The organism is Klebsiella sp. JN_Kp127 (genome assembly GCF_040062505.1).
GTDB classification, from domain to species: Bacteria; Pseudomonadota; Gammaproteobacteria; order Enterobacterales; family Enterobacteriaceae; genus Klebsiella; species Klebsiella quasipneumoniae.
Genome location: NZ_JBEAHS010000048.1, coordinates 45684 through 66138 on the forward strand (window position 1 = coordinate 45684; position 20455 = coordinate 66138).

Here is a 20455-nt window from a genome sequence, read left to right on the forward strand (position 1 = left end):
CTCTTATCCTTCCAGCTCAATCCGGGTTAATACGCTGCGCAGCGCAGGGCCATATTCATACTTACCGGGGCAGACGTAGGTGCACAGCGCCAGATCTTCTTCATCCAGCTCCAGACAGCCCAGCGCCTGAGCGCTGTCGGTATCCCCGGCCAGCAGATCGCGCAGCAGTATGGTCGGCAGGATATCAAGCGGCATCACCCGCTCGTAATTGCCGATCGGCACCATCGCCCGCTCGCCGCCGTGGGTATCGGTAGAGAAATGAAAGCGCTTGCGCCTGAAGAAATGGCCCAGCGTGGTGCGGGTAATCGAGAATTTCTCTTTGCCCGGCATCACCCAGCCGAAGAGCTCTTTTTCCCGCCCTTCTTTAACCACGCTCACCTGCAGATGGAAGCGCCCGAGAAAGGCGTGAGGGCCATGGGCGCGGGTGCCGCTGAGCACCGAGCCGGAAATGACCCGGTTTTCCCCCTCCTGCAACTCGCCTGCCAGCAGATCGTCCAGGCTGGCGCCCAGCGTCGTCTTGACCAGTCGCGGCGATATCACCTGCGGGCCGCCGAGCGCGATCACCCGTTCGCAGTAGAGCTCCCCGTCGAGGAAAAGCTTACCAATGGCGATCGCGTCCTGATAATTGAGGTGCCAGACCTGCTTATTCAGGCTCACCGGCTCGAGGAAATGAATATGCGTTCCCGGCAGCCCCGCCGGGTGCGGCCCGCTAAACTGGTTAAAACTGACCTGGCCGACAGGATGACCGCCGAGCTTGCCGCCGCTGGGCTGGCAGACGTGGACTTTCCCGTCGGTCAGACGCGTAAGCACGGTAAGGCCAGCGTCGAAAGCGGCCCGTTCGGCCAGAATAATCGGCTGCGGCTCCGCCGCCAGCGGATTGGTATCCATAGCGTTGACAAAGATGGCGGCCGGCACGCTGCCCGGGAGCGGCGTTTTACTGAATGGCCGTGTGCGCAGCGCGGTCCACTGGCCCGACGCCAGCAGCTGCTGCTGCACGGTGTCGCGCGGCAGTTCAGCCAGCGCGTCCGCGGCGTAACGCGTAAACGCCACCGCGTCATTGCCCTCGATATCAATCACCACCGACTGCAACACGCGCCGTTCACCGCGGTGGATCGCGCTGACGACCCCGCTCGCCGGGGCGGTAAAGCAGACGCCGGGGTTCTTTTTATCTTCGAACAGGATCTGACCTTTTTTGACCCGATCGCCTTCTTTGACCGCCATGGCGGGACGCATGCCGACGTACTCTTCGCCGAGTAGCGCGACGCGCTTCACCGCTGGCGCGGGAGAAATCTGCTGTAATGGCATGCCAGCTATGGGCAAATCCAGCCCTTTTGTGATTTTAATCATATCGTTAGCAGGTATCCGTAACCTCAACCCCGACGCAGGCCGGGGCCAGCTTATTGACAGAATGGCAGAGAAGAAAGGGCGAAACGGCGCCAGATGCGCTCAGGACGGAAGAGAAGCATCCTTTCTTACTCTGGTGATGAACCGGCGCAAGTGTAACATTTCGTGAGCGTCGGCTGTAGCGCGAGAGGCAATAAGTGCTTCTAAAATGCGAGCTATTGCGCAAAGTTCTCACTGTGTTTTCGTCGCTGGCAGGGTATAAAGTGAGGCGGAATTGTAAACGCCGCCACGTCGCCCTTGCGAAAAAATGCCGTGATGCTAATGTGAGCGCTCTAAATCCAGAAAACTCTGATTTCGGGTCTCTCTTGCCGTCCTGGCAATGTGGCTATTTTGTTTTATCAAGGAACAAGCAGTATGCGCAAAATCGCATTATTTATTGCGATGCTTCTGCTGCCGTGCATGTCATTTGCCGGGCTGCTCAGCAGCAACAGCCCGACGACGCCGGTTAGCAAAGAATATAAGCAGCAATTAATGGGTTCACCGGTTTACATTGAGATCTTTAAAGAAGAGCGCATGCTCGACCTTTACGTCAAAATGGGTGAGACCTACCAGCTCCTCGACAGCTATCGGATCTGCAACTACTCCGGAGGCCTGGGCCCGAAACAGCGCCAGGGCGATTTCAAGAGTCCGGAAGGGTTCTATAACGTCACCCGCAGCCAGCTCAAACCCGACAGCCGCTTCTATAAAGCGATCAATATCGGCTTCCCGAACGCCTACGATCGCGCCCATGGTTATGAAGGGAAATACCTGATGATCCACGGCGACTGCGTCTCTGTCGGCTGCTACGCCATGACCGACAGCGGGATCGATGAGATCTTCCAGTTCGTGACCGGCGCCTTAGTCTTCGGTCAGCCAAGCGTGCAGGTGAGTATCTATCCGTTCCGCATGACCTACGCCAATATGGAACGCCACAAATACTCCTACTATGCGGATTTCTGGAAACAGCTGAAGCCTGGCTATGATTATTTCCAGCAAACCCACAAACCGCCGGTCGTATCAGTGACCGACGGCCGCTATGTGGTGAGCAAGCCGCTCAGCCACGAGGTTGTCCAGCCGCAGCTGGCCTCAAACTATACGCTCCCCGAGACAAAATAACGCCCACTCGCCTGGCATGATCTTATGCCAGGTCTCATTGGCCGTCAGCGGCTGCGTGGCGATAACCGTGACCACATCGTTGGGTGTGGTCTCGCGTTGAAAGTCGATCTCCACATCCTGGTCCAGCAGTTTTGCCACGCCGAACGGCGCCCGCCGGGTGATCCAGTGCAGGTTGGTCGAGCAGAACGCCATCACATAGCGTCCGTCCGACAGCAGCATGTTGAACACCCCTTTCTCACGCAGTTCCCCCGCCAGGGTGGCGATATACTTAAATACTCCCAGCATATTGCCCGGCGTACGCGGGTAGCGCTCGGTTAAGCGGTGCAGCAGCCAGCAGAAGGCCTTTTCACTGTCGGTTTCACCTACCGGGTGGAAATTGCCGGTTTTCAGCGATTTATAGCCTTTGAGCTGCCCGTTGTGCGCGTAGGTCCAGTTACGCCCCCACAGTTCGCGGGTGAACGGATGCGTATTCTCCAGGGCCACCATCCCGCGATTGGCCTGGCGGATATGCGCGACGACGGAACAGGACTTAATGGGGTAATCCTGGACCAGTTTCGCGATCGGCGACTGAAAGCTCGGCTGCGGATCTTTGAATGTGCGACAGCCTTTGCCTTCATAGAAGGTGATGCCCCAGCCGTCTTTATGCGGCCCCGTCCCGCCTCCGCGCTGTACCAGCCCGGTAAAGCTAAAACAGATATCTGTTGGCACATTGGCGCTCATCCCGAGCAGTTCGCACATAGATCACCTCACCATCACAAATCACGACGGCGCCGAAGCGAGGCCGCCGTCAACAGTACACACTCACCTGCCTGTTAGCCTTTCGCCATCTCTTTTTCGATCAGCATAATCAGGATATGGATCACTTTGATGTGGATCTCCTGAATGCGGTCGGCGTAGCCAAAGTGCGGCACGCGAATTTCCACATCGGCGCTACCGGCCATTTTACCGCCGTCCTTACCGGTCAGGGTGATCACTTTCATCCCCTGCGCCCGCGCGGCCTCAATGGCCTTGATTACGTTGCCGGAGTTGCCGGAGGTGGAGATGCCGAGCAGCACATCGCCCGCGCGGCCAACGGATTCAACGTAGCGGGAGAAGACATACTCATAGCCAAAATCATTGCTCACGCAGGAGAGATGGCTGACGTCGGAGATCGCAATGGCCGGATATCCCGGGCGGTTTTCGCGATAACGTCCGGTCAGTTCTTCCGCAAAATGCATCGCATCGCAATGGGAACCGCCGTTGCCGCAGGACAGCACTTTACCACCCGCCTTAAAGCTATCCGCCAGCAGGACAGCGGCACGCTGGATAGCATGGATATTGGCTTCGTCCTGCAGAAAGTTAGCCAGCGTTTCCGCGGCTTCGTTCAGTTCGTTACGAATAAGATCCTGGTACATGAGGATAATCCTTCAGTATGAGTGGAATAACCCTGGCAGTGTACCGGATAGCCGCCGAAGCGAGAAGCAGCAGGCTGTGTTATCCCCCGCCCTTTTGATTTTATGTGCCGCTTTTGCATACAACAATGTGAGCAAGGTTGTAATTATTTTGTAAACACATTGCTAAATAAAAAGGCATGCACTACAACCAATACATCACAAGTGGTCAGACCTCCTACAAGCACAGGGAGCATTTCTCTATGATGATTTTGAGTATTGTTGCAACCGTTGTTTTACTCGGTGCGCTCTTCTATCACCGGGTCAGCCTGCTGCTCAGCAGCGTGATCTTGCTCGCCTGGACCGCAGCGCTCGGCGCGGCCGGTCTGTGGAATATCTGGCTGCTGCTGCCGCTGGCGATCATTCTGTTGCCGTTTAACTTTGCGCCTATGCGTAAATCCATGATTTCCGCACCGGCGTTTCGCGCCTTCCGCAAGGTCATGCCGCCGATGTCGCGTACTGAAAAGGAAGCCATCGACGCCGGGACCACCTGGTGGGAGGGGGATCTGTTTCGCGGTAATCCTGACTGGCATAAGTTGCATAACTATCCGCAGCCGCGTCTGACCCCCGAAGAGCAAGCCTTCCTCGACGGCCCGGTGGAAGAAGCCTGCCGGATGGCTAACGACTTCGCCATCACCCACGAAATGGCCGATCTGCCGCCGGAGCTGTGGGCGTATCTGAAAGAACACCGCTTCTTCGCGATGATCATCAAGAAAGAGTATGGCGGGCTTGAATTCTCCGCTTATGCCCAGTCGCGGGTGCTGCAGAAGCTCTCTGGCGTCTCCGGCATTCTGGCGATCACCGTCGGCGTCCCGAACTCACTGGGCCCGGGCGAGCTGCTGCAGCATTACGGTACTGAAGAGCAGAAAAACCATTACCTTCCGCGTCTGGCACGCGGGCTGGAGATCCCCTGCTTCGCACTCACCAGCCCGGAAGCGGGCTCCGACGCCGGCGCCATCCCGGATACCGGCGTGGTCTGCATGGGCGACTGGCAGGGCCAGCAGGTGCTGGGTATGCGCCTGACATGGAACAAACGCTACATTACGCTGGCGCCTATCGCCACCGTGCTGGGACTGGCCTTTAAACTTTCTGACCCGGATCGTCTGCTGGGCGGGGAAGAAGAGCTGGGCATCACCTGCGCGCTGATCCCGACCTCCACCCCGGGCGTGGAAATTGGCCGTCGCCACTTCCCGCTTAACGTCCCGTTCCAGAACGGCCCAACCCGCGGCAAAGATATCTTCGTGCCGATCGATTACATCATCGGTGGGCCGGGGATGGCCGGTCAGGGCTGGCGCATGCTGGTTGAATGTCTGTCGGTGGGCCGCGGTATTACGCTGCCGTCCAACTCCACCGGCGGCCTGAAATCGGTGGCTATGGCGACCGGGGCTTACGCCCATATTCGCCGCCAGTTCAAAATCTCGATCGGTAAAATGGAAGGCATTGAAGAGGCGCTGGCGCGCATTGCCGGTAATGCTTATGTGATGGATGCTGCGGCCTCGCTGATTACCTACGGCATTATGCTCGGCGAGAAACCGGCGGTGCTCTCCGCGATCGTGAAATATCACTGCACCCACCGCGGCCAGCGCGCCATTATCGACGCAATGGATATTACCGGCGGGAAAGGCATTATGCTGGGCGAAGGCAACTTCCTCGCCCGGGCATATCAGGGCGCGCCTATCGCCATCACCGTGGAAGGTGCGAATATTCTGACCCGTAGCATGATGATCTTCGGTCAGGGTGCGATTCGCTGCCATCCGTACGTGCTGGAGGAGATGGCTGCCGCGCAGAACAACGACCTGAACGCCTATGACAAGCTGCTGTTCAAACATATCGGCCATGTCGGCAGTAACAAAGTACGGAGTTTCTGGTTGGGCCTGACCGGCGGACGCACCAGCAGCGCGCCGACCCGCGACGTCACCCGCCGCTACTATCAGCAAATGAACCGTCTGAGCGCTAACCTGGCGCTGCTGTCAGACGTCTCGATGGCGGTACTGGGGGGCAGTCTCAAGCGTCGCGAACGTATCTCCGCGCGTCTGGGGGATGTGTTAAGCCAGCTGTACCTGGCCTCGGCGGTGCTGAAACGCTATGACGATGAAGGACGCAATGAAGCCGATCTGCCGCTGGTTCACTGGGGGGTGCAGGATGCGCTGCATCAGGCCGAGCAGGCCATCGACGATCTGCTGAAAAACTTCCCCAATCGTCTGGTGGCTGGCGCAATGCGCCTGGTCATCTTCCCGACCGGTCGTCATCACCATGCGCCGTCGGATAAGCTGGACCATAAAGTCGCTAAAATTCTGCAGGTGCCCAGCGCCACCCGCTCCCGCATCGGTCGCGGTCAGTACCTGACGCCGAGCGAGCATAACCCGGTCGGCCTGCTGGAAGAGGCGCTGCTGGAAGTGATGGCGGCCGATCCTATCCACCAGCGTATCTGCAAAGAGTTGGGTAAAAATCTGCCGTTCACCCGTCTCGACGAACTGGCCGCCCATGCCCTGGCGAAAGGCTTAATCAGTCAGGATGAAGCCGCCATTTTGACCCGAGCAGAGCACAGTCGCTTGCGCAGCATTAACGTTGACGACTTTGCGCCAGAGGAGCTGGCAACCCAGCCGGTAAAGTTGCCGGAAAAAGTTCGCAACGTTGAAGCCGCATAATAAAACAACAACCACATCACACGCCGGGCGGGGAATTTTCCCCGCCTTTTTTTCGTCTCTCCTTCCCCCGCCGTTCCTGTTAGTAGCATTTTTTTAACAAAATATTCCGCGGACCGCCGCGAGGCTGATAAGGTGTTACAGTTAACCTAACCCCCTCATGAGAATGGAGTTGACCATTGTGCCTGGCCTGAAAATTACGCTGTTGCAACAACCGCTGGTCTGGATGGACGGCCCTGCTAACCTGCGCCATTTTGATCGCCAACTGGAAGGGATTGTCGGGCGCGATATCATTGTTTTACCTGAGATGTTTACCACCGGCTTTGCGATGGAAGCGGCAAAACAATCTTTACCCGAGGCCGAGGTGGTAGCGTGGATGCATGCCCGGGCGGCGCAAACCCAGGCGCTGATCGCCGGCAGCGCGGCGCTGCAAACTGAGCGCGGGGCCGTTAACCGCTTCCTGCTGGTCGAGCCTGACGGCACGGTCCATCATTATGATAAACGTCACCTGTTTCGTATGGCGGATGAACACCATCACTATGAGGCCGGAGACAAGCGCGTGGTCTTTGAATGGCGCGGATGGCGGATCCTGCCGCTGGTCTGTTACGACCTGCGCTTTCCGGTATGGTCGCGTAACCTTAACGACTATGATTTGGCGCTGTATGTGGCGAACTGGCCGGCGCCGCGCTCGCTGCACTGGCAGTCGCTGCTGGTCGCCCGCGCGATTGAGAACCAGGCCTACGTCGCCGGCTGTAACCGGGTCGGCACCGACGGCAACGGTCATCATTACCGCGGTGATAGCCGGATTATCAGTCCCCAGGGGGAGATTGTCGCCACCGCCGATCCGCATCAGGCCACTCGTCTTGACGCCGAACTGTCGCTGAGCGCCCTCCAGGAATATCGTGAAAAATTCCCCGCCTGGCGCGATGCCGATCCTTTTACTCTGGATTAATCCCCCTCCGCTTTCTTCCCCCTTCTGCGGGAAAAGAAAGCGGAATTTCCTCTTGCCGCATCCAGCAGAATATTTACAAGGCGCCCTTCATTTCTGTTCTACACTCATTAAAAGGCCCACAACCAAACGGGCGGAGATCATTTTCAATTAACTTCTGCGTTGTAAACGCATGACTTTTCTGTTGCCAGCTTGTTTTGTTGAACCCGGCTGAGCGTTGGCGTATGCATATTTTATGAGCGTAATGGAAAATGGATAATAATAATCTTCAGTTAATAGAAAAACGGCTGGTCACCCGCTTTCTCGATATGTTTATTCGGTTCAGTCTTATTCTGGCGCTGGCCTCATTCTGTTTTACCGTCTTTTCTCCCTTCGTCAATATGATGCTCTGGGCGTTGATTCTGGCCGTGGCGCTCTATCCTTTACATCAATATTTTGCCGGGCTTTTCGCCGGTAAACAGGGACTGGCGTCGGTGGTGCTGGTGCTGTTAGGTATTTTACTGATTATTATCCCCACAGTGCTGATGATCACCTCGCTGGCGGAAAGCGCCAGCGCGATGATCGACCGGATGGGCAGCCAGAGCTTTACCATTCCCCCACCCTCTTCACGAATTGCCTCTTTACCGATCGTTGGCGAACGGCTTAGCGCTCTGTGGATGCGGGCGTCCGTGGATCTGCCAGGATTGCTCAGCAATTACCGTTCGCAAATTGGCGATATTGCCAAACAGTTGCTCAGCATATTAGCCAGCATGGGCGGCGGGCTGATTGGCTTTATTATTTCGTTTATCGTCTCGGGTATTATGATGGCCTGGGGCGCGGCGGGCGCCATCAGCGCGCAGCGTATTGCCATCCGTATTACCGATGAGAATAAAGGCGTGACCCTCACCCGCCTGTGCACCAGCACCATCCGCGCGGTCGCCCAGGGCGTCATCGGGGTGGCACTGATCCAGGCGCTGCTGGTCGGGGTGATCATGCTGATGGCCAGCATCCCCGCCGTCGGGATCTTCTTTATACTTGCCCTGATCCTCGGCATTGCACAGGTGCCGGTGATCCTGGTGACGGCCCCGGCCATCGCGCTGATGTGGAGTCTCGGCACCCACAGTACCGGAATGGATATCTTCTATACTGTCCTGCTGATCGTCGCCGGTATGGCCGATAACGTCCTCAAACCACTGCTGCTGGGGCGCGGAGTTGATGCGCCAATGCCGGTGGTGCTGCTGGGCGCCCTTGGCGGAATGGCCTCTAACGGCATTCTCGGTATGTTCCTCGGCGCCACCCTGCTGGCCATCGGTTACCGGATCTTTATGACCTGGGTAAATGAAGGGCAACCCGCCCTGGCGCAGGATAAATAACCGCAGGGGAGCGTTACGCTCCCTTAATTCATTCCATAAACATTCGTACCGCGCACCAGACCAACAGCAGCGCCAGCAGCAGATTTAACCCTCTTCCATGGCGTTCGAACACCGGCTGAAACAGCTGACCGGCCAGCGCCCAGCAAAGATTGCCGGCAACGCCTATTACTGATAGCAACAGGCTTATCATCACCAGCCAGAATGGCTCGCGAGTCACCGGCAGAACAAAGGTCGACAGGGCCGTGATGCCGTACAGGATAATTTTTACATTCACAAACTGCAGCCCCAGGCTGGCCCAGAAGCTGACAGGCCGCTCCTCCTGCCCACCGCTGGCCGGGTCGCTGCGGGCAATATGCCAGGCCAGCCACAGGATATACCCCGCGCCGACCCAGCGTAGCAGGGAGGTTATCCCCTCATCCAGGGTAACGAGAGTGAACGTCAGCCCGGCACAAATCAGCATGATGATCACAAACCCCAGGCTCATGCCGGCCAGAACCCGTATGCTCCGTCGAAAGCCGTGCGCGGTGACGCTGCTCAGCGCCAGAATATTATTCGGCCCGGGCGTCAGAGCGGTGATCAGGGTGTAAGTTAAAAAGGCGCTAATCAGGGTAGGTGTCACGTGTTTTCTCCTCTTGACTGGCAGACAGTACCCGAAGCTGATAATTTAAAAAAATGAATGTTTTTTCATTCTTAATTCGAGAATTTCGATATAAAGAGGAAATATGGATCTGCGACGCTTTATCACCTTCAAAACGGTTGTCGAAGAAGGATCCTTTCTGCGCGCCTCGCAGAAACTGTGCTGCACCCAGTCCACCGTAACCTTTCATATCCAGCAGCTTGAGCAGGAGCTTGCCATCCCGCTGTTTGAGAAAATTGGCCGACGAATGTGTCTCACCGCCGCGGGTAAAAATGTCCTGCCGCATGTCTACGATCTGACCAAAGTGATGGCGTCGATTCGCCAGGCGGCGCGCCAGGACGATGAACCCGGCGGCGAACTTCGCGTCGCCACTGGTGAAACCCTGCTGGCGTACAAAATGCCGCCGGTGCTGCAGCGTTTTAAGCAACGCGCCCCGAAGGTCCGCCTGTCACTGCAGTCGCTCAATTGCTACAGCATCCGTGATGCGCTGCTCGCTGACGAAGTCGACCTGGGGGTGTTTTACCGGGTTGGCAACGATGATGCGCTCACCATGATGGAACTTGGCCCGCAGCCGCTGGCGCTGGTCGCGTCAGTCGATCAGGCGCCGGTCGACTTCCTGCGCCCGCGGCAGCATATCCCATTGAGCTTTATCATCAACGAACCCCAGTGCGTGTTCCGGCAGATTTTTGAAAGTACCCTGCGCCAGCGCGGCATTACCATGGAGAACACCATCGAACTGTGGAGTATTGAAAGCATCAAGCAGTGCGTGGCGGGCAATCTGGGGGTGAGTTTTCTGCCGCGCTTTGCGGTAGAGGAGGAACTCAAACGCGGGACGCTGGTCGAGCTGCCGTTCAGCGAGACGCCGCTGACGATCCATGCGCTCTGCGCCCATCACGCCGGGAAAACAATCAGTCCGGCGATGCGGGTATTCATGCAGTGTATGCAGGAGGAACAAGAGGCGCGCTGAAATTCGGCGACGAAAACGACGAAAGCCTGAATCATTGCTGATTCAGGCTTTCTGAATAGTGGCGGAACGGACGGGACTCGAACCCGCGACCCCCTGCGTGACAGGCAGGTATTCTAACCGACTGAACTACCGCTCCGCGTTGTTGTTCCGTTGGGAACGAGGCGAATATTACGGATTCCCCTCTACCCCGTCAACGCTTTTTCTACCGTTTTGAATCGTTTGCTGCAAAAATCGCCCAACCGCCTACTTTTAATCCATTTTAGTGGTTATCAGGCACGCCACAGGCAGCTTCCGCCTTTCTTTTGTACCAGATCGAGGCGGGATTCATGGTTCACCAGCTCTTCATCAGAGGCATAAACCACCCGTAACTGGCTGGCGGCGCGAACGACGCGCTGAATCCCCATCTCGCCTGCCTGCTGCTGGCTTTCGCCTTCCATAGAGAACGCCATCGACGTCTGGCCGCCGGTCATCATCAGATAGACATCGGCAAGGATCTGGGCATCGAGCAGTGCCCCGTGCAGCGTACGCTTGCTGTTGTCTATTTCGTAGCGCGAACATAGCGCATCCAGACTGTTGCGCTTGCCGGGAAACATTTTCCGCGCCAGCGCCAGACTGTCGGTGATTTTACAGAAGGTCTCGGTTTTCCCGATCCCGCGGTTCAGCTTACCGAACTCATAATCCATAAAACCGATATCGAACGAGGCGTTATGGATCACCAGCTCCGCGCCGCGGATGTAATCCATAAATTCATCGGCCACGTCGGCAAAGGTGGGTTTATCCAGCAGGAATTCGTCGGCGATCCCATGCACGCCGAACGCCTCCGGATCCACCAGCCGATCGGGCTTGAGATAGACGTGGAAATTGTTACCGGTCAGGCGGCGGTTAATCACCTCCACGGCGCCGATCTCAATGATCTTGTGTCCTTCGTAGTGCGCCCCGATCTGGTTCATACCGGTGGTTTCGGTATCGAGAACAATCTGGCGCGTAATTGCAGTGCTCATCGCGGTCATTTATGTCAGACTTATCGTTTACAAATCGATTTCAATTACAGGAAGTCTACCAGAGATGCTCAAACAGGTAGAAATTTTCACCGACGGCTCTTGCCTGGGAAATCCAGGACCCGGCGGTTACGGCGCCATCATGCGCTACCGCCAGCACGAAAAAACCTTTAGCGCCGGCTACCGTCTGACCACCAATAACCGCATGGAACTGATGGCGGCGATCGTCGCCCTCGAAGCGTTAAAAGAGCATTGCGAGGTGGTGCTCAGCACCGACAGCCAGTATGTCCGCCAGGGGATCACCCAGTGGATCCACAACTGGAAAAAGCGCGGCTGGAAAACGGCAGAGAAAAAACCGGTAAAGAATGTCGACCTCTGGCAGAGGCTGGACGCCGCGCTTGGCCAGCATAAGATCAAATGGGAGTGGGTGAAGGGCCACGCCGGCCATCCAGAAAACGAACGCTGCGACGAGCTGGCCCGCGCTGCGGCCTCCCATCCCACTCAGGACGACCTCGGCTACCAGCCGGAGAGCTAATTCTGCCCCTTGCGCCACTGCCGGGTGGCGCCTACTGCCGGCCGCAGCTGGGTTTTCGCTTTCCCTGACTTCATCGGATTAAGGGTGAGCGGAATAGTCCGTTTGCGGGCGACAATCAATTGCAAACAGCCCAGCGCTGGCAGATGGGTGCTCAGCAGTTTGCCGCCATGCCGCGACCAGGGTAAAACCTGATAACGCCCATAATGCAGCACTTCAAAGTTGAGCAGCGACAGCCAGTCCAGCTGGCGCATCAACGTAAACATACGGCTGTTGTACGGCGTGCCTTTGCGCAGCACCGGCACCAGTTTACGCAATCCCATCAGGCTCACCGGATTAAACCCGGTCAGGATCATCCAGCCATCATCGATCAGGACGCGATCGGCCTCCCGTAGCAGGCGATGCGGATCGCTGCACCACGGCAGGGTATGCGCCAGCAGGCAGGCGTCGACGGACTTTTCGGCAAAGGGCAAATGCAGCGGGTCGGCCCGGACCTGCATTGGGTTTCCCGCCAGCGAGACATTCACCTGGTGCGAGATGGCGCAAGCTTCGGTATTGATTTCCGCGCTCAGATTGCCAATCTTAAGCAGATGAAAGCCATATAATTTAGCCAGCCATGGCTTCATCTGCTGCTCCAGCGTTTCGCGATAGTATTCGCCCCACGGCATACTGGACCAATGCTCAGGCGCTGTCACTGTATGAGGTATCCTTGCCGGCTTCATTGCCACCTTCCGCTACGCTTTAGAGGTAATTTATGAATCTTATCAGTATTCCCGCGTTTCAGGACAACTACATCTGGGTTCTCACTGAGAATCACGGCCGCTGCATCATCGTTGACCCGGGCGAGGCCGCGCCGGTTCTGGCGGCAATCGAGGAAAACCAGTGGCAGCCCGAGGCCATTTTATTGACCCATCACCATCAGGATCACGTCGGCGGCGTAAAACAATTACGTGAAAAATTCCCCTCTCTGGTGGTTTACGGGCCGGCAGAAACCCAGGATAAGGGGATTACTCAGGTAGTAAACGATGGCGATCGGCTGTCAATTCTCGGGGTCGATTTTTCCATTTTCTCCACGCCAGGTCACACATTAGGACATATCTGTTACTACAGCGAACCTTATCTGTTTTGCGGCGACACGATGTTCTCCGGCGGCTGCGGAAGGCTGTTCGAAGGCACTGCAGAGCAGATGTATCAATCATTTATGAAGATTAACGCCCTTCCTGAAGAAACCCTTATATGTTGCGCACATGAATATACGTTAGCGAATATGAAGTTTGCGTTGAGTATCCTGCCTGATGATAGGGACATAAACGATTACTATCATAAAGTTAATGAGTTACGTGCAAAAAAACAAAAGACACTACCCGTAATTCTGAAAAACGAGCGGCGTATAAATTTATTTTTACGGGTAAATAATATTGATTTAATTGACAAAATTAACAAAGAAACAAAATTGCAACACTCTGTGGCGCGATTTGCGTGGTTAAGGTCAAAGAAAGACGAATTCTGATATTTAATTCTTGTCATCGGCTAACTTCGCCGTTATCCTTGGTCGTCTTTTAAGCAACTATTGACACACACATGAAGGCACGAGCGATATTATTCGCCTCTGTCCTGCTGGTGGGGTGCCAGGCGTCTAAGCACGATGGCACCGTCGAACAGCGAGCACAGAGCCTTTCTGCGGCTGGTCAAGGGGAAGCAGGCAAGTTCACAAGTCAAGCGCGCTGGCTAGATGATGGAACCTTCTACGCGCAAGACCAGGATCTGTGGACTTCCATAGGCGACGAGCTAAAGATGGGAATACCGGATAACCCCCGGATTCGCGAGCAAAAACAGAAGTACTTAAGAAATAAGAGCTATCTCCACGATGTAACTTTACGGGCAGAGCCGTATATGTACTGGATAGCCGGGCAGGTTAAGAAACGTAACATGCCAATGGAACTGGTATTACTACCCATAGTGGAGAGCGCTTTTGACCCACACGCGACGTCTGGCGCCAATGCCGCAGGCATCTGGCAGATCATTCCGAGCACAGGGCGCAATTATGGTTTAAAACAGACCCGCAGTTACGATGCGCGTCGTGACGTTGTCGCATCGACTACCGCGGCGCTGGACATGATGCAACGTCTGAACAAAATGTTCGACGGCGACTGGTTGTTAACGGTTGCGGCATATAACAGCGGCGAAGGTCGGGTCATGAAGGCAGTGAAAGCGAACCGTTCGCGTGGCAAACCCACCGATTTCTGGTCGCTGTCTCTGCCGCATGAAACGAAAGTCTACGTACCGAAAATGCTGGCATTGAGCGACATCCTCAAAAACAGCAAACGTTACGGCGTAAAGTTGCCTACGGCTGATGAAAGCCGTGCGCTGGCGCGCGTTCGCCTCGACAGTCCGGTTGATATTTCTCAGCTCGCGGATATGGCCGGTATGCCGGTCAGCAAGCTGAAGACCTTCAACGCCGGCGTAAAGGGGTCAACGCTGGGCGCTAGCGGGCCAAAGTACGTCATGGTGCCGCAGAAACACGCAGCCCAGCTGCGTGAATCGCTGGCCTCTGGCGACATTGCCGCCGTACAGCCGACGCAGCTCGCGGATAATACGCCGCTGACCAGCCGAAGCTATAAGGTGCGTTCCGGCGATACCATTTCCGGGATTGCTTCCCGTCTCGGCGTCACGACCCGCGATCTGCAGCAGTGGAATAACCTGCGCGGCTCTGGATTGAAGGTTGGACAGAACCTGGTTATCGGCGCCGGCAGCAGCGCGCAGCGTCTGGCGAATAACAGCGATAGCATCACCTATCGCGTTCGCAAAGGTGATTCGCTGTCGAGCATCGCCAAACGTCATGGCGTTAATATTCGCGACGTCATGCGCTGGAACAGCGATACCGACAATCTGCGGCCTGGCGATCAGCTAACGCTGTTTGTGAAAAACAGCGATCGACCAGAGTCCTGATACGTCAGGGTTCGATAAAAAGGCACCGACTTCCCCCGGTGCCTTTTTTGTTGTCCGTATTAAACCGCTTTATGCGCTTCAAACATGATGGTATCGCTGGTAAAGGAACCATCCTGCTGTAACTCAAAGTAGGCTTTCACCTCCGCCGAGGCGCTCTGCTGGTATAAACGAATCGCCTCCACCAGCGGCTCAGGGGTACGCATCCGCGCCACCCACGAACTGAACTCCAGCGGCAGGCGATCGGTCAACAGTTGATTAATCACCAGCCCCGCCTCCGTCGCCAGCGTCAGCCACTCGCCGCTGGAATAATTACGCACGTGCGAGGTATCGCGCAAGGCTTCCACCGTCTGCAGCCAGACATCACGCACCACATGGCCCGGCGACATCACGTCCATCACGATCATCACCCCACCCGGCTTGAGGACACGTTTCACCTCGCGCAGCGCCTGGCCAACGTCATGCCAGTGATGAGCAGAATAGCGGCTGATAACGATATCAAAGCTGGCATCAGCGAACGGCAGCGTTTCGGCATACCCCTGCTGGGTCACGATATTGCTAAAACCTTTCTCCTTTGCCGCGGCGGCAACGACCTCCAGCATCTGGCTCGATAAATCATAGGCGGTCACCTCGGCAACCTGTCCCGCCGCGGTAAAGCTGGCGTGCCCTGCCCCGCAGCCCATATCCAGCACTTTCGCCTGAGGAAAATCAGCCAGTCGTTCCGCCAGCCGCTGCAGATCGCGACCAGAGGCGTGCACGGCGCTGGTCAGATAGGCGCTGGCCTGGGAGCCGAACTGCTTTTCGACGTTGTCATGGTGAGAGCGTGTTGTCATGTTGTCTTGTCCTTACGGTTTTTTGAGTAATAAAAGGCAGCACCATGCATGCGCAGGCCTGCCCCATGGCAGGCCTGACCAACCTTAAATTAATCAGGCTTGCCGGGACTGAATTCGACTAGTAGCGGGTTGTGGTCGGAGGCGCGGGTTACCAGCACGGAAGCATCGTGCACGCTTAACCCACGGTAGAACACAAAATCGAGCGGGCGACCAAACGCGCGGCGGCGCTGATCGTCCGGGAAACGAACTTCACGCAGCGACATCTCGCGTGCAAAGCGGTACAGGGCGTTCATCCGCGGGCGGCTCCAGGCATTGAAGTCGCCGGCCATGATCACCGGCCCGCTGTGATGGGCGATCTGATCGCCAATCGGCAGCAGCTGTTTGCTGTAGACGTCGACGCCAAGGCTGAAGTTAACGGCATGGATATTGACCACCATTAACAGCCGCGCATCGGGCAGCGGATAGACAGTCACTAATGCTGATTTAGGCAGACGCAAAATAGGTTCACGTTCGCGCAATGGGCAGCAATAGATAGGATGGGCGGAAGCCAGCGTCATCACGCCGGAAGGATGCTGCGGCAGCACCAGCGCAGGCACCTGATCGGCGGCCAGATAGTTGGTGGTCGCGAACCTGACCAGCTCCGGCGTCGTCTGCGCCTCCTGCAACAGGACTAAGTGCGCGTCTTTGCCAAAATTCTTAAGGACCGACTGCCACTCTGCGCGCTGCTGTTTGAAGATATTCCACACCAGCACGCGGATTTTCTCATCGCTGCTTAACGGCGTGCCGGCGGGATAAACCGGACTCACGCCCGCAAACGCCCCCGGAGGCAATATTCTCTCCGCAGGTTGTCCGGCGACATAGCGCATGGCGTAGGTGTTCTTTCGCAATTTGGGCATTAATCCTCGATAACAGAAACCAGCCCGACGACGACTGGTTATTCTGTTATAGGGATTTTCCCATACACTTTCAATGCAAATTGCGAGAAACCCTTAGCCTTCGGGAGAAAGCGCTGCCGAACGGCGTGGCAATTTATCTAAACGTCCGCTCAGGACCACCAACAGCAAAGCGACCAGCACAATCACCGTGCCAATCCACGGCGTCTGCGCCAGACCGTACCGCTCGACCGTCTGTCCGCCGACGATCGACCCCAGCGCGATGCCGACGTTGAAGGCGGCAATATTCAGGCCGGATGCGATGTCGACAGCCCCGGGGGTGTACTGCTCTGCTTTTTGCACCACGTACACCTGCAGGCCCGGCACGTTGCCGAAGGCGAAAACGCCCATCACCAGCACCGTTGCCAGCGCGGCATAGTGAATGCTGGCGGTCAGCTGGAACACCAGCAGCAGCACAACCAGCGCGGCGAAGATAAACTTCAGCGCGGAGACAGCGCCATGCCTATCGGCCAGTTTGCCGCCCCATACGTTGCCAATAGCCACCGAGACGCCATAGCCCAGCAGGATCCAGCTCACGGCTGACGGGCTGAAGCCGGCCAGCTCCTGCATCATCGGCGCAAGGAAGGTAAAGGCGGTAAACACGCCGCCATAGCCCAGCGCGGTAATGGCATAGATCATCAGCAGGCGCGGATGGGTTAAGACTTTCAGCTGATCGCGCAGGCTGGCGCTGGCGCGGCCCGGGATATTATTCGGCACCAGAATCAGACTGCTGATAAGCGCAATCACCCCCAGAATCGATACCGCGAGGAACGTTTCCCGCCAGCCAAAATGCTGACCGATGAAAGTCCCGAATGGCACCCCGGTCACCAGCGCGACCGTCAGGCCGCCGAACATAATGGCGATAGCCGAGGCTGCTTTCTCTTTTGCCACCAGGCTGGTGGCGATTGTCGAGCCAATAGAGAAGAACACGCCGTGTGCCAGACCGGTCAGCAGGCGCGCCAGGATCAGCGTTTCATAGCCCGGGGCCTGCCAGGCCAGCACATTACCCGCCGTAAACAGGACCATCAACGCCAGCAGCAGCTGTTTACGCGGCATACGCCCCGTTAACGCCGTCAGCACCGGGGCGCCGATCGCCACGCCCAGCGCGTAGATAGAAACCAGCAGGCCTGCCGACGGCAGCGAAATAGAGAGTTGTTGGGCAATCGTCGGGACCAGGCCGACAATCACGAATTCAGTGGTGCCAATTGCGAAGGCACCGATGGTTAAGGCAAATAGCGCCAGTGGCATAATTTACTCCGTAGCATCAGGATTAAGATGACACGTAGTATGAAGGGTTGTATAAATAACAAAAACTATCAAAGTATCAATAGAATTTTGCTACAGGTGCAATAATGAGAGCCACATCCGAGGAGATCGCCATCTTTGTGGCGGTAGTGGAAAGCGGGAGTTTCAGCCGGGCGGCCGAACAGCTGGGTCAGGCCAACTCTGCCGTCAGCCGGGCAGTCAAAAAGCTCGAGTCCAAGCTTGGTGTTAGCCTGCTCAATCGGACCACCCGTCAGCTCAGTCTGACAGAGGAAGGCGAGCGCTATTTTCGCCGGATGCAGGTGGTATTGCAGGAGATGGCGGCGGCAGAAAACGACCTGCTGGAAACGCGCACGACGCCGCGAGGCCTGCTGCGGGTGGATGCCGCGACGCCGGTGATGCTGCATTTTCTCATGCCGCTGGTGAAGCCATTTCGCGAGCGTTACCCGGAAATGACGCTGTCGCTCGTGTCGTCAGAAACATTTATTAATCTGATTGAACGAAAAGTGGATGTGGCTATTCGGGCCGGAACCTTAACCGATTCCAGCCTGCGCGCCCGACCGCTGTTCACCAGCTATCGGAAGATCGTCGCCTCGCCAGAGTATGTTTCGCGCTACGGCGTGCCGCAGCATCCGTCAGATCTGAAACAACATCAATGTCTGGGCTTTACTGAACCCGTCTCTCTGAACACCTGGCCAGTATCCTGTTGCGATGGTCAGTTGTTAGAGATTGAGGCGGCGGTATCATCGAACAGTGGGGAAACGCTCAAGCAACTGTGTCTGACCGGGAACGGTATTGCCTGCCTGTCGGATTATATGGTGGATAAAGAGATAGCCAGTGGGGAGTTTGTGGAACTACTGGCCGACAAACGTTTGCCGGTGGAGATGCCCTTCAGCGCGGTGTACTACAGCGATAGAGCCGTCAGCACACGTATCAGGGCGTTTATTGATTTTCTGAGCGAACACGTAAAACAGCTCCCGAAGGAGCTGTCGTAGTACCCTCTGATGGGCATACCGGAAGCAGGAGATTAATCCCACTGCGGCGCCAGACCTTCCGGGCTCACCAGCCGATCGTTGCAATCCAGCGCGGCGATCGCCTGGCGATCGTCATCATCCAGCTCCAGATCCAGCGCTTTCAGGTTGCTGGCCAGGTTCTCACGCTTCGTCGAGGACGGGATCACCGCGTACCCCTCGCCCATCGCCCATGCCAGGATAACCTGCGCCGGAGTCGCATTATGTTTCGCCGCGATACGGGCAATCACCTCATCTTTCAGCGCCTTACCGTAGGCCAGGGTCATGTAGGAGGTGATATGGATACCGTGCTCATGCGCCCAATCGACGACTTTACGGTTTTGCAGATACGGCGAAAGCTCAATCTGATTGGTAGCAATGTTTTCAGCGCCAACGGCGGCAATCGCGCGCTCCATCAGTGGAATAGTGAAGTTGGAGATACCGATCTGACGGGTCAGGCCGAGCTCCTTCGCTTCCATCAGAGCAGCCATAAACTCTTCAACAGCTACCGCATCATTCGGTGACGGCCAGTGGATCAGCGTCAGATCAACATAGTCAGTGCGTAGCTTCTGCAGGCTCTCTTGCAGGCTGGCGATCAGCTTGTCTTTGCTCAGGTTTTCGATCCAGATTTTGGTTGTGATGAACAGCTCATCACGCGGCACGCCGCTCTCAGCGAGAGCCTGACCCACCGCGGCTTCGTTGTCGTAGATTTGCGCGGTGTCGATAGTACGATAGCCCAGCTCCAGCGCGGTTTTTACGGATGCGATAACAACATCATCTTTCAGACGGAAGGTGCCAAGACCAAATGCAGGGATTGCCATGTTTTTCCTCGTTATTTGTTCATTTCGGTTAACGAATGAAATTATGGCTGATGGTGTGGTGGGGAAAAAGAGCGATTAATGCAGAGGATTTTTGCTGATTTAGCAATAATCGGAAACAGATAAAACAAAAAAGCCCTGAGCAGATGCTCAGGGCTCTTATTAAGTGGCGGAACGGACGGGACTCGAACCCGCGACCCCCTGCGTGACAGGCAGGTATTCTAACCGACTGAACTACCGCTCCACCGAATTTTTCCGCTTTATTACCACCGGTTGTCACCCCGGCTTACTGCAATTTGATGCCTGGCAGTTCCCTACTCTCACATGGGGAGACCCCACACTACCATCGGCGCTACGGCGTTTCACTTCTGAGTTCGGCATGGGGTCAGGTGGGACCACCGCGCTAGTGCCGCCAGGCAAATTCTTTGTGCTCAGTACGAAATATTTTATCGCATCAGCTGCGTTGGCTGCATTCGCCCGCAGCAGTCACATACTTATGTATGCTCCTGCTGACGTGCATCATTTGCCGCCTTGCTGCTGCGCAAACTATTTCGTACTTCTGAATCAGTGCTGAAAATTCTCTCAAATCCGCCAAAACATCTTCGGCGTTGTAAGGTTAAGCCTCACGGTTCATTAGTACCGGT

General features: G+C 56.3%; 19 protein-coding genes, 2 tRNA genes and 1 rRNA gene. 9 read left to right on the plus strand and 13 right to left on the minus strand.

Annotated elements, in window-relative coordinates; genetic code table 11:
* Nucleotides 1-3: 3 nt before the first annotated feature.
* Nucleotides 4-1347 (minus strand): Na(+)-translocating NADH-quinone reductase subunit A, encoded by a 1344-nt coding sequence (locus tag ABLV04_RS18420; RefSeq protein ID WP_023288504.1) that lies wholly within the window; start codon nt 1345-1347, stop codon nt 4-6.
* A 411-nt stretch (nt 1348-1758) separates the two neighbouring features.
* On the opposite strand from ABLV04_RS18420, the gene dpaA reads away from it, so the two are divergent.
* Nucleotides 1759-2499, plus strand: coding sequence for a peptidoglycan meso-diaminopimelic acid protein amidase (gene dpaA, locus ABLV04_RS18425; protein WP_180266400.1), 741 nt, complete (start codon nt 1759-1761; stop codon nt 2497-2499).
* Here the strand turns inward: dpaA and ABLV04_RS18430 are convergent.
* Together ABLV04_RS18430 and lpcA are read right to left on the minus strand one after the other, a co-directional pair.
* Nucleotides 2470-3237: a class II glutamine amidotransferase gene (locus ABLV04_RS18430; protein WP_004204630.1), complete on the minus strand. Its 768-nt coding sequence runs from the start codon at nt 3235-3237 to the stop codon at nt 2470-2472. The two genes, dpaA and ABLV04_RS18430, sit on opposite strands and share 30 nt — an antisense overlap.
* Nucleotides 3238-3311: 74 nt before the next feature.
* Nucleotides 3312-3893, minus strand: a complete 582-nt coding sequence (lpcA, locus tag ABLV04_RS18435) for a D-sedoheptulose 7-phosphate isomerase (protein ID WP_004145825.1) — start codon at nt 3891-3893, stop codon at nt 3312-3314.
* Between the two features lie 239 nt (nt 3894-4132).
* On the opposite strand from lpcA, the gene fadE reads away from it, so the two are divergent.
* From fadE to ABLV04_RS18450, 3 genes are all read left to right on the plus strand, one after another.
* A complete protein-coding gene (gene fadE / locus ABLV04_RS18440; protein ID WP_180266399.1) occupies nt 4133-6577 on the plus strand; it encodes an acyl-CoA dehydrogenase FadE in 2445 nt (814 codons plus the stop codon).
* 178 nt (nt 6578-6755) lie between these two features.
* A complete protein-coding gene (locus ABLV04_RS18445; RefSeq protein ID WP_023288501.1) occupies nt 6756-7526 on the plus strand; it encodes an amidohydrolase in 771 nt (256 codons plus the stop codon).
* Nucleotides 7527-7774: 248 nt separating this feature from the next.
* Nucleotides 7775-8875, plus strand: coding sequence for an AI-2E family transporter (locus tag ABLV04_RS18450; RefSeq protein WP_032453034.1), 1101 nt, complete (start codon nt 7775-7777; stop codon nt 8873-8875).
* A 28-nt stretch (nt 8876-8903) separates the two neighbouring features.
* Here the strand turns inward: ABLV04_RS18450 and eamB are convergent, their stop codons facing one another.
* Entirely contained in the window at nt 8904-9494 is a 591-nt protein-coding gene (gene eamB, locus ABLV04_RS18455) for a cysteine/O-acetylserine transporter (RefSeq protein WP_147734183.1), read from the minus strand.
* Nucleotides 9495-9597: 103 nt separating this feature from the next.
* Between eamB and ABLV04_RS18460 the strand changes: the two genes are divergently transcribed.
* On the plus strand, nt 9598-10479 hold the full coding sequence (locus ABLV04_RS18460; protein WP_032734848.1) for a LysR family transcriptional regulator: 882 nt from the start codon (nt 9598-9600) through the stop codon (nt 10477-10479).
* A 59-nt stretch (nt 10480-10538) separates the two neighbouring features.
* Here ABLV04_RS18460 and ABLV04_RS18465 read toward each other — a convergent pair.
* A tRNA-Asp gene (locus tag ABLV04_RS18465) sits at nt 10539-10615 on the minus strand.
* A 133-nt stretch (nt 10616-10748) separates the two neighbouring features.
* Entirely contained in the window at nt 10749-11480 is a 732-nt protein-coding gene (gene dnaQ, locus ABLV04_RS18470; RefSeq protein ID WP_004204621.1) for a DNA polymerase III subunit epsilon, read from the minus strand.
* A 64-nt stretch (nt 11481-11544) separates the two neighbouring features.
* Here dnaQ and rnhA point away from each other — a divergent pair, with 64 nt between their 5' ends.
* Nucleotides 11545-12012: a ribonuclease HI gene (rnhA, locus tag ABLV04_RS18475; RefSeq protein WP_048334094.1), complete on the plus strand. Its 468-nt coding sequence runs from the start codon at nt 11545-11547 to the stop codon at nt 12010-12012.
* On the opposite strand, the gene ABLV04_RS18480 is transcribed toward rnhA, so the two are convergent.
* On the minus strand, nt 12009-12731 hold the full coding sequence (locus ABLV04_RS18480; protein ID WP_004204619.1) for a class I SAM-dependent methyltransferase: 723 nt from the start codon (nt 12729-12731) through the stop codon (nt 12009-12011). The two genes, rnhA and ABLV04_RS18480, sit on opposite strands and share 4 nt — an antisense overlap.
* 32 nt (nt 12732-12763) lie before the next feature.
* Between ABLV04_RS18480 and gloB the strand changes: the two genes are divergently transcribed.
* A complete protein-coding gene (gene gloB / locus ABLV04_RS18485; RefSeq protein WP_147734182.1) occupies nt 12764-13519 on the plus strand; it encodes a hydroxyacylglutathione hydrolase in 756 nt (251 codons plus the stop codon).
* Between the two features lie 71 nt (nt 13520-13590).
* Nucleotides 13591-14958, plus strand: coding sequence for a murein transglycosylase D (gene mltD, locus ABLV04_RS18490; RefSeq protein WP_032453033.1), 1368 nt, complete (start codon nt 13591-13593; stop codon nt 14956-14958).
* Between the two features lie 59 nt (nt 14959-15017).
* On the opposite strand, the gene ABLV04_RS18495 is transcribed toward mltD, so the two are convergent.
* The 3 genes from ABLV04_RS18495 to ABLV04_RS18505 all read right to left on the minus strand — a co-directional run bounded on the left by ABLV04_RS18495 (nt 15018) and on the right by ABLV04_RS18505 (nt 17968).
* The gene (locus ABLV04_RS18495) at nt 15018-15788 is read right to left on the minus strand and encodes a class I SAM-dependent methyltransferase (protein ID WP_023288497.1); all 771 of its coding nucleotides are present in this window, start codon (nt 15786-15788) and stop codon (nt 15018-15020) included.
* A gap of 89 nt (nt 15789-15877) precedes the next feature.
* Complete coding sequence (locus ABLV04_RS18500) at nt 15878-16675, minus strand: endonuclease/exonuclease/phosphatase family protein (protein ID WP_072096514.1); 798 nt, start codon at nt 16673-16675, stop codon at nt 15878-15880.
* Between the two features lie 102 nt (nt 16676-16777).
* Nucleotides 16778-17968, minus strand: a complete 1191-nt coding sequence (locus tag ABLV04_RS18505; RefSeq protein ID WP_348816028.1) for an MFS transporter — start codon at nt 17966-17968, stop codon at nt 16778-16780.
* 104 nt (nt 17969-18072) lie between these two features.
* On the opposite strand from ABLV04_RS18505, the gene yafC reads away from it, so the two are divergent.
* Nucleotides 18073-18978: a DNA-binding transcriptional regulator YafC gene (yafC, locus tag ABLV04_RS18510; RefSeq protein ID WP_023288494.1), complete on the plus strand. Its 906-nt coding sequence runs from the start codon at nt 18073-18075 to the stop codon at nt 18976-18978.
* Nucleotides 18979-19010: 32 nt separating this feature from the next.
* Here the strand turns inward: yafC and dkgB are convergent, their stop codons facing one another.
* The 3 genes from dkgB to rrf all read right to left on the minus strand — a co-directional run bounded on the left by dkgB (nt 19011) and on the right by rrf (nt 20228).
* Complete coding sequence (dkgB, locus tag ABLV04_RS18515) at nt 19011-19814, minus strand: 2,5-didehydrogluconate reductase DkgB (protein WP_147734181.1); 804 nt, start codon at nt 19812-19814, stop codon at nt 19011-19013.
* A 164-nt stretch (nt 19815-19978) separates the two neighbouring features.
* Nucleotides 19979-20055, minus strand: a tRNA-Asp gene (locus ABLV04_RS18520).
* Between the two features lie 57 nt (nt 20056-20112).
* A 5S ribosomal RNA gene (rrf, locus tag ABLV04_RS18525) occupies nt 20113-20228 on the minus strand.
* Nucleotides 20229-20455: the final 227 nt, after the last annotated feature.